Source organism: Natronococcus sp. (genome assembly GCF_047921035.1).
Lineage (GTDB): Archaea > Halobacteriota > Halobacteria > Halobacteriales > Natrialbaceae > Natronococcus.
This window is the reverse complement of record NZ_JBLRWX010000135.1, coordinates 1-6,950: the sequence shown is the minus strand read 5'-3', so window position 1 is coordinate 6,950 and position 6,950 is coordinate 1. Positions and strand designations below refer to the sequence as shown.

At 68.7% G+C, this 6,950-nt stretch carries 7 protein-coding genes; 3 read left to right on the top strand and 4 right to left on the bottom strand.

Features of this window, described 5'->3' with window-relative positions:
- Positions 1–83: 83 nt before the first annotated feature.
- The 3 genes from ACNA7R_RS18390 to ACNA7R_RS18380 all read right to left on the bottom strand — a co-directional run bounded on the left by ACNA7R_RS18390 (position 84) and on the right by ACNA7R_RS18380 (position 3,283).
- On the bottom strand, positions 84–1,136 hold the full coding sequence (locus tag ACNA7R_RS18390; RefSeq protein WP_416284973.1) for a M24 family metallopeptidase: 1,053 nt from the start codon (positions 1,134–1,136) through the stop codon (positions 84–86).
- Positions 1,133–2,998 carry a UvrD-helicase domain-containing protein gene (locus ACNA7R_RS18385; protein WP_416284972.1) on the bottom strand — a complete coding sequence of 622 codons (1,866 nt, stop codon included), beginning with the start codon at positions 2,996–2,998 and terminating at the stop codon, positions 1,133–1,135. Before ACNA7R_RS18385 ends, ACNA7R_RS18390 begins: the two co-directional genes overlap by 4 nt.
- 99 nt (positions 2,999–3,097) lie before the next feature.
- Positions 3,098–3,283, bottom strand: coding sequence for an HVO_0416 family zinc finger protein (locus tag ACNA7R_RS18380; protein ID WP_416284971.1), 186 nt, complete (start codon positions 3,281–3,283; stop codon positions 3,098–3,100).
- A gap of 125 nt (positions 3,284–3,408) precedes the next feature.
- Here ACNA7R_RS18380 and ubaA point away from each other — a divergent pair, with 125 nt between their 5' ends.
- On the top strand, positions 3,409–4,245 hold the full coding sequence (gene ubaA, locus ACNA7R_RS18375; RefSeq protein WP_416284970.1) for an SAMP-activating enzyme E1: 837 nt from the start codon (positions 3,409–3,411) through the stop codon (positions 4,243–4,245).
- Between the two features lie 18 nt (positions 4,246–4,263).
- Here ubaA and ACNA7R_RS18370 read toward each other — a convergent pair whose 3' ends face one another.
- Positions 4,264–4,794, bottom strand: coding sequence for a GNAT family N-acetyltransferase (locus ACNA7R_RS18370; RefSeq protein WP_416284969.1), 531 nt, complete (start codon positions 4,792–4,794; stop codon positions 4,264–4,266).
- 139 nt (positions 4,795–4,933) lie between these two features.
- Between ACNA7R_RS18370 and ACNA7R_RS18365 the strand changes: the two genes are divergently transcribed.
- Both ACNA7R_RS18365 and ACNA7R_RS18360 read left to right on the top strand, forming a co-directional pair.
- The gene (locus tag ACNA7R_RS18365; protein ID WP_416284968.1) at positions 4,934–5,797 is read left to right on the top strand and encodes a dihydrodipicolinate synthase family protein; all 864 of its coding nucleotides are present in this window, start codon (positions 4,934–4,936) and stop codon (positions 5,795–5,797) included.
- 85 nt (positions 5,798–5,882) lie between these two features.
- Positions 5,883–6,950 (top strand): putative sulfate/molybdate transporter (locus ACNA7R_RS18360; RefSeq protein ID WP_416284967.1); only part of this gene is annotated, 1,068 nt, incomplete at its 3' end.

Below are 6,950 nucleotides of genomic sequence, written 5' to 3'. Positions count from 1 at the left end.
CTCATACGGTTTACTGTAGTCAATTATCGCCGATCGCCAGAACGGGGTCGGCGATCGGCGGTAAATAGTTACAGCAATCCGTATCACTCGAGGGCCGCCGGATCGAGCGACCGCGGGATCGACTCGAGCCGCTCGACCGACCCGTCGACCGCGAGCAGCTCCGTCAGTCGGATCCGACCGTCCTCGATCTCGACCCCGACGTCGAGTCGGACGACGGCTCCCGCGTCGACCGCCTGGCGGCCGCGGTTCGGACGCTCCGCGGGCTCGAGGCCGACGCCGACGACGCGAGTTCGGATTTCGTCCTCGAACCCGAACGCCCGCACCTCGGCCTCGAGGTCGGCCTCGACGGCGGTCACCGACTGTGCGTCGGCCGTGAGCATCGACGCGGCCGAGCGAAACGCATGCGTGACGCCGACGTGGGCGCGTCGCTCGTCGCCGCCGTCGCCGTCGCGAACGAACGTCCGGGCGAGCCCGCCGTAGTACCCCGACGGCTCCCGCGGCGCGGTCTCGAGGACGATCGGAACGCCCGGTCGAACCGGGCCGTCGCCGGGGATCGAGACCGCGGTGTTGCCGTCCGGGAACCCGCCCGCGGCGACGATTCCCCCGTCGATCGCGATCCGGAGCCGCTCGGCGGTCAGGGGCTCGCCCTCGAGGTGGAGCCGACCCTCGCGGACGTCGGCGCTCGCGAGCAGTGCGGCGCCGCGTCGGATTCCGGCGCCTGCAGCCGCCTGTGCGTCTGCGATCCGTTCGCGTTCGGCGGCCGTCTTCGTCGCTCTGGATCGGGCGACGACGTCGGTCGAGGCGAGCGAGAAGCCGGCGCCCTCGAGGTAGAGCGCGGCGTCGTGGGGGATCCGGGCCGGCGTCAGCACGGTTCCCTCGAGGCCGTCCGCGGCGAGGTCGTCGGCGAGCGCGCTGGCCGGATCGACGCCGGTGTCGGCTGCCGAGCGAACCCGCCACTCGCGGCCGTCGAACGCGACGGCGCGGCGCTCTCGCTTCGACTCTCGCTCGAGTTCGGGCGCTGGTAGGCAGTACCGAATCGCCGGATCGCGAGCGGGGCCGGCGTGGACGAACACGCTCGCGCCCTCGCGTTCGAGGGCCTCGCGCAGGGCGGACTCGAGGGGGACGTCGCCGGTCACGGCGCTTCGGCTTCGAGCTCCTCGGCCTCGCCGTCGGGCGCCTGTGCCTGCTCGAGCAGCTCCTCGAGGGTCAGGTCGGTCAGCTGGTTGGTCAGCAGGACGTCGATCGGCAGCGTCGGCGCGCCGTCGACGAGGTTCTCGAGGATGTACAGTCGCTCGCGGGCCCGGGACATGCCGACGTAGAAGACCCGCCGTTCGTTGTCGGTCAGCACGGGCACGGGCGAGGTCGTCTTGGTAAACTCCTCGCAGCCGGGGACGTCGGTGGGGTCGTCGACGGTCGCGACCATCTGCTCGACGACCTTCTCGGTGAGGTCGGTGCCGACGAAGACGTGATCGGCCTCGCGGCCCTTCGCGGAGTGGATGGTGCCGACGCGGACCCGGTCGGTGTCCATCCCCTGGTACTCGCCGATGTTGAAGTACGAGCGGATGCTCTTCTTCTGGAAGTTCGTCACCTTCCGGACCATGTCGCCGGCCGAGGCGGGACCGGGCATGAACGGCGCGTGGTCCTCGATGACCTCGGCGGGGACGGTGAGTTCCTCTAAGTCCTCGACGCCGGCTTCCTCCTGGCGCTCGTCGATCTCGTCGAAGAGGGCGTCGCGCTCGTTGGTGCCAAAGGCCGAGTCCTGGAGCATGTCGGCGAGCCGCCGGGCCTGGAGCCCGTCGACGTCGTCACCGCGGTCGATCGCCTCGACGGCGCGGACGTACTGGGTGAGCCGGTCGGTCCACATCCGCTGGTCGGTCAGCGACCGGAACGGCACGCCCTCGGTGATGAACTCGTCGATGAACTGAAACATCTGGTACCGGGCGCGAAACAGCAGCATGATCGTCCCGTCGCCCTCGACGAGCGTGCGCCGGACCATTCGGACGAGATCGAGCATCGAGGCGTTCGCGCGGGCCTCGACCGAGCCACCCTCCTTGCGGGGCTTGAGGTCCTTGTCCTGGCGCTGGTCGATGTGGCGGATCTCCTTGTTCACGGCGTTCAGCACGTTCGAGGGCAGCCGATAGGAGTTCGGCAGGATGACGTCCTCGTCGACCTCCTCCTCGAGCAGCAGGGCCGGATCGGCGCCCTGCCAGGAGTAGACGACCTGGTCGTCGTCGCCGGCGATCAGGACCTGCTCCATGTGGGGTTTCCACTCGTCGTAGACGTCGTACTGCAGCGTGGTGATGTCCTGGAACTCGTCGATCACCAGGTAGTCGACGTTCGGGAGCAGCGAGCGCTGCTTGACGCGCTCGAGCATGTCCGCGAAGCCGATCTTCCCCTGTTCGCCCTTGTAGCTGCGCCAGGCGCGGATCGCCTCGGGGACGTCGATCCGGTCGTCGTCGGAGGGCCAGGTCGGGGTGTACTTGTTGCCCTCCTGGGCGCGGTCGTCGATCTCGGGGGGGAGGCGAACCTCCTCGTCGTCCCACTGGAAGGGGACGTCGTACCAGTCGGAGACCTCGCGGCTGGTCCGCTGGAGCCACTGGCTCGTCGCGATGACCTTGTTCCCGATCGTCGTCGAGCGGGCGGTGCGCCGGCCCGCACCCGAGTACTCGTCCTCGTACTCGATGCCGTACTCCTCGCAGAACTCCTCCTTGTCGGACTCGCCGATGACGTCGCTTCGGGAGAGATCCAGTAGCTCGTAGGCCTTCGCGTGCATCGTACAGACGTTGCCCTGCAGCGCGCGCGGGCTCTCGTCGAGGCGCTCGGCCAACCGTTCACGAACCTCCTGTGCGGCCGCTCGAGTGTACGAAACGACGAGAATATCCCGAAACGTAACTCCATCCTGCTCGAGGATCTCTTCGACGTGATCGAGAAGCGCGGTCGTCTTCCCGCTCCCCGGTCCACCGAACAACCGGGTGACCTTCGTCTCCGTGGTAGCCATTGTAGCTGTTCAGGGTCGCAATACCCATAAGTGACGTGGGTTACGCCCGGAAAACCGCTGGCGGGCCGAATATCATCGGTCCCGGTCGTTGCGCTCCGGCTACGGGGTCGGCGTCCACCCGCAGACGGTGCAGGTGCTGGCCGACTGGTCGTGGAGGCCGCCGCAGTCCGGACACTGCTTCTTGTTATACTCCTGTTCCCACCCCACTCGCTCTACCGTGTGACCGCGGTCCGAAAGGAATTCGTCGAAGACATCGTCACCGGCATCATTGGGTGAGGTTGCCATACCCGTGACAATGAGAACCACGGTATTAAAGACCGCGGTTCACACAGTAATCTGCCGGATCCCGCGATCGATCGGAGCCGTCGGCTGACCCGCGGATTTTTCTCGGTCTCGACCGAAGATCCGGTATGAGCGAACTCCGCCTCGACGCGACGCAGCTCGATCGCTACTCGAGACACGTCATCATGGACGAGATCGGACCCGAGGGCCAGCAGCGCCTGCTCGAGGGTAGCGTCCTCGTCGTCGGCGCCGGCGGGTTGGGGTCGCCGGCGATCCAGTACCTCGCGGCCGCGGGGATCGGCCGGCTGGGGATCGTCGACGACGACGTCGTCGAGCGCTCGAACCTGCAGCGCCAGATCGTCCACGGCGACGACGACGTCGGCCGTCCGAAGGTCGACAGCGCGGCCGACTACGTCGCGGCGCTGAACCCGGACGTCGACGTCGACACCCACGAGACGCGGCTGTCGGCGGACAACGTCGGAGAGCTGGTCGAGAAGTACGACGTCGTCCTCGATGCTAGCGACAACTTCGGCACCCGCTACCTGCTCAACGACCACTGCGTGCTCACCGAGACCCCGCTCTCTCACGGGGCGATCTACCGCTTCGAGGGGCAGGTGACGACCTTTACCAACGAGCGCGACGGCGACGAGAACCCACCCTGCTATCGCTGCGTGTTTCCCGAGGCACCCGAACCCGGCACCGTTCCCGACTGCGCGACGACCGGCGTGCTCGGTGTGCTTCCGGGCACCGTCGGCTGTATTCAGGCCACCGAGGTCGTCAAGTACTTCCTCGAGAAGGGCGACCTGCTCGAGGGCCGGCTGCTGATGTACGACGCGATGGGGATGACCTTCGACACCGTCGACGTCCTCCGGAACTCGGAGTGTCCGGTCTGTGGCGACGAGCCCGAGATCGAATCGGTCGAGGACGTCGCCTACGAGGGGAGTTGTTCGATCTCGGCCGACTGACGCACCCGTCCGTCGCTTTCAGCGCTGTGTTGCTGTCTCGAGCGCGTAGATCGCCGTCGGGTACGCCTCGCCCGCGATCTCGAACTCCGAACGTCCGGTTCGATCGAACCCTCGCGCCTCGTAGAACCGCCGCCCGACCTCGTTCCCGGCCAGCATCTCGAGGCGCAGCCGTTCGATCTCCTCCGGCAGGGTCTCGAGACAGCGCTCGAGCAGCGCCGTCCCGATTCCTTCGCCCCAGCAGTCGGGTTCGACGTACAGCTCCTTGAGACCCGCTTCGTCCGGGCCGACGAACGCCTTCGTCCCCTCGCCCCACCGGACGTAGCCGTAGCCTCGAACCCGTCCCTCGACTGTCGCCAGGAAGATTCCCTCCCGATCGCTCGCCAGCCGGTCGGCGTACTCGCGGAGCTGCTCGTCGGACGGGTCAGCGCCGAACCCCGCGAGCACCTCGTCGGGGAGCAGGTCGTCGTAGGCCTCGCGGAAGGCCAGCGCGTTGACGCGAGTTATCGCTCGGGCGTCCGCCGTTCCCGGCTCGAACCGACGCAGTTCCATACTCTCGGCTCGTCGTCGCCGCCGAAAGTAGTTCGGGTGCCGTGTCACACTTACTCTTTCCTCGAGCGATCGTCTCCCGTCCGCCGCGAACGCTGCCCGAACCCCACGTTCCATGTGGCCGACGGTCGTACCCCGGTTCATGCACGGTACCGGCGTCCCTATCGCCACCCCGTTCGCGGACGGCGCGGTCGATCACGAGCGGCTGCGATCGCTCGCCGAGTGGCTCGAGCGCTCCGGCGTCGACTTCCTGGTTCCCTGCGGCTCGACCGGCGAGGGTCCGGCGCTGACGACCGACGAGCGCGTCGCGGTCGTCGAGACGGTCGCCGAGGCGACCGACCTCCCGACCCTCGCCGGCACCGGTCGGGAGGGGCTCGAGCCGACCCTCGAGACGACCGAGCGCGCGGCCGAGGCCGGCGCCGACGCCGCGCTCGTGGTCACGCCCTCCTACTACGGGAGCGACGACGCGGCCCTCGTCGCGTACTACCGGGAGGTCGCGAGCGCCTCGCCGATCCCGGTCTACCTCTACAGCGTCCCCAAGTTCACCGGCCGGGCGCTCGCCCCCGAGACGGTCGCGGAGCTCGCGACCCACGAGAACGTCGCCGGGATCAAGGACTCGAGCGGAAGCCTCGAGTCGATCCAGCGGCTGCTCGATCACACCCACGACGCCTTCTCCGTTCTCGTCGGCAGCGGGAGCGTCTACGCGGCCGGGCTCGCGGCGGGCGCCGACGGCGGCGTGCTCGCGGTCGCCAACGTCGTTCCCGAACTCGCGAGCGAGATCTACCGGCTCGACCGCGAGGATCGAACGGACGCAGCCCGCGAGCGAAACGCCGCGATCGTCGAACTCAACCACGCCGTCACCTCGCGGTTCGGCGTTCCGGGCGTCAAGGCCGCCCTCGCGATGCGGGATCAGTCGGCCGGCCGTCCGCGCCGTCCACTCGGGGAACTCGACGCCGACGCGAAGACTGACCTCGAGTCGATCCTCGAGCGAACGCTCGAGACGTAACCGGATTCGATCCACAGAGCCCGTCGAATGAATCGCACAGAGTTACTGATAAGGGTCAAGTTCTTACCCGCCAAATGCCGGGTAGATGGCGTACTCGTTCGGTTCGAAGACCCGAAGAGATCTCGAGCTCTCGACGTCCGAACTGACGGGTGCGCTAGGAGATTCGGTTACGGTCCTCCCGCTCGTCGTGGCGCTGGCCGCGACGACGTCGGTCTCGTTGCCCCACGTCCTCGTCGGCTTCGGCGTCTTCCAGATCGTCTGGGGGCTGTACTACGGAATGCCCCTCTCCGTCGAGCCGATGAAGGCCCTGATCGGGCTGGCGATCGTCGGCTCCCTCTCGTATCCCGAACTCGCCGCAGCCGGGCTGCTCGCCGGCGTCGTGTTGCTTGTCGTCGGTCGGCTCGGCCTCGTCGGCCACCTCCAGCGGGTCGTCGGCGAGCCCGTGATCCGAGGCGTACAGTTCGCCGTCGCCCTGCTGTTGCTCGAGTCCGCGGTGGGGCTTTCCCTCGAGAGCCTCCCCGTCGCCGCAGCCGGACTCGCCGTCGTCGCCGCCCTCGCCGCCGTCGGCTACCGCCAGAGCAGCGTCCTCGTCGTATTGCTGCTCGGTGCCGTCGCTGCCGTCGCGACCGCGGGCGTCCCGACACCCCGGGTGCCCGAGCCCGCGCTCTTCCCCGCCGGCGGGCCGTCGCTTACGACGGGGGCGCTCGAGGCCACCGTCGCCCAGCTGGGGATGACGGTCGGCAACGCGGCGATCGCGACCGCCCTGCTCTGTGGCGACCTCTACGACCGGGACGTCCGGGCCGACGACCTCTCGCAGAGCATGGGCGTCACCTGCCTCGCGGCGATCCCGATCGGCGGCGTCCCGATGTGTCACGGCAGCGGCGGGCTCGCGGGCAAGTACGCTTTCGGCGCCCGGACCGGCGGCGCGAACGTCCTGCTCGGGATCGGCTACCTCGCGCTCGCGCTGGTCGCCGCCGGCGCCCTGCTGGCAGCCTTCCCGCTCGCGTTGCTCGGTGTTCTGTTGGTCGTCGTCGCCCTCGAGCTCGGACGAGCGGCGTTCGCCCCCGTCGACGACGGGCGGGCGCTCGCGCTGGTCGTCGCCGTCGGGGTCGTCGGTCTCGCGGTCAACGTCGGCGTCGCGTTCGTGCTCGGC

What these genes read in the sequence shown, in the direction of transcription:
- ubaA (WP_416284970.1), top strand. Translation starts at nt 3,409, where the DNA reads ATGAGCGAACTCCGCCTCGACGCGACGCAGCTCGATCGCTACTCGAGA.
- ACNA7R_RS18385 (WP_416284972.1), bottom strand. Translation starts at nt 2,998, where the DNA reads ATGGCTACCACGGAGACGAAGGTCACCCGGTTGTTCGGTGGACCGGGG.
- ACNA7R_RS18380 (WP_416284971.1), bottom strand. Translation starts at nt 3,283, where the DNA reads ATGGCAACCTCACCCAATGATGCCGGTGACGATGTCTTCGACGAATTC.
- ACNA7R_RS18370 (WP_416284969.1), bottom strand. Translation starts at nt 4,794, where the DNA reads ATGGAACTGCGTCGGTTCGAGCCGGGAACGGCGGACGCCCGAGCGATA.
- ACNA7R_RS18365 (WP_416284968.1), top strand. Translation starts at nt 4,934, where the DNA reads ATGCACGGTACCGGCGTCCCTATCGCCACCCCGTTCGCGGACGGCGCG.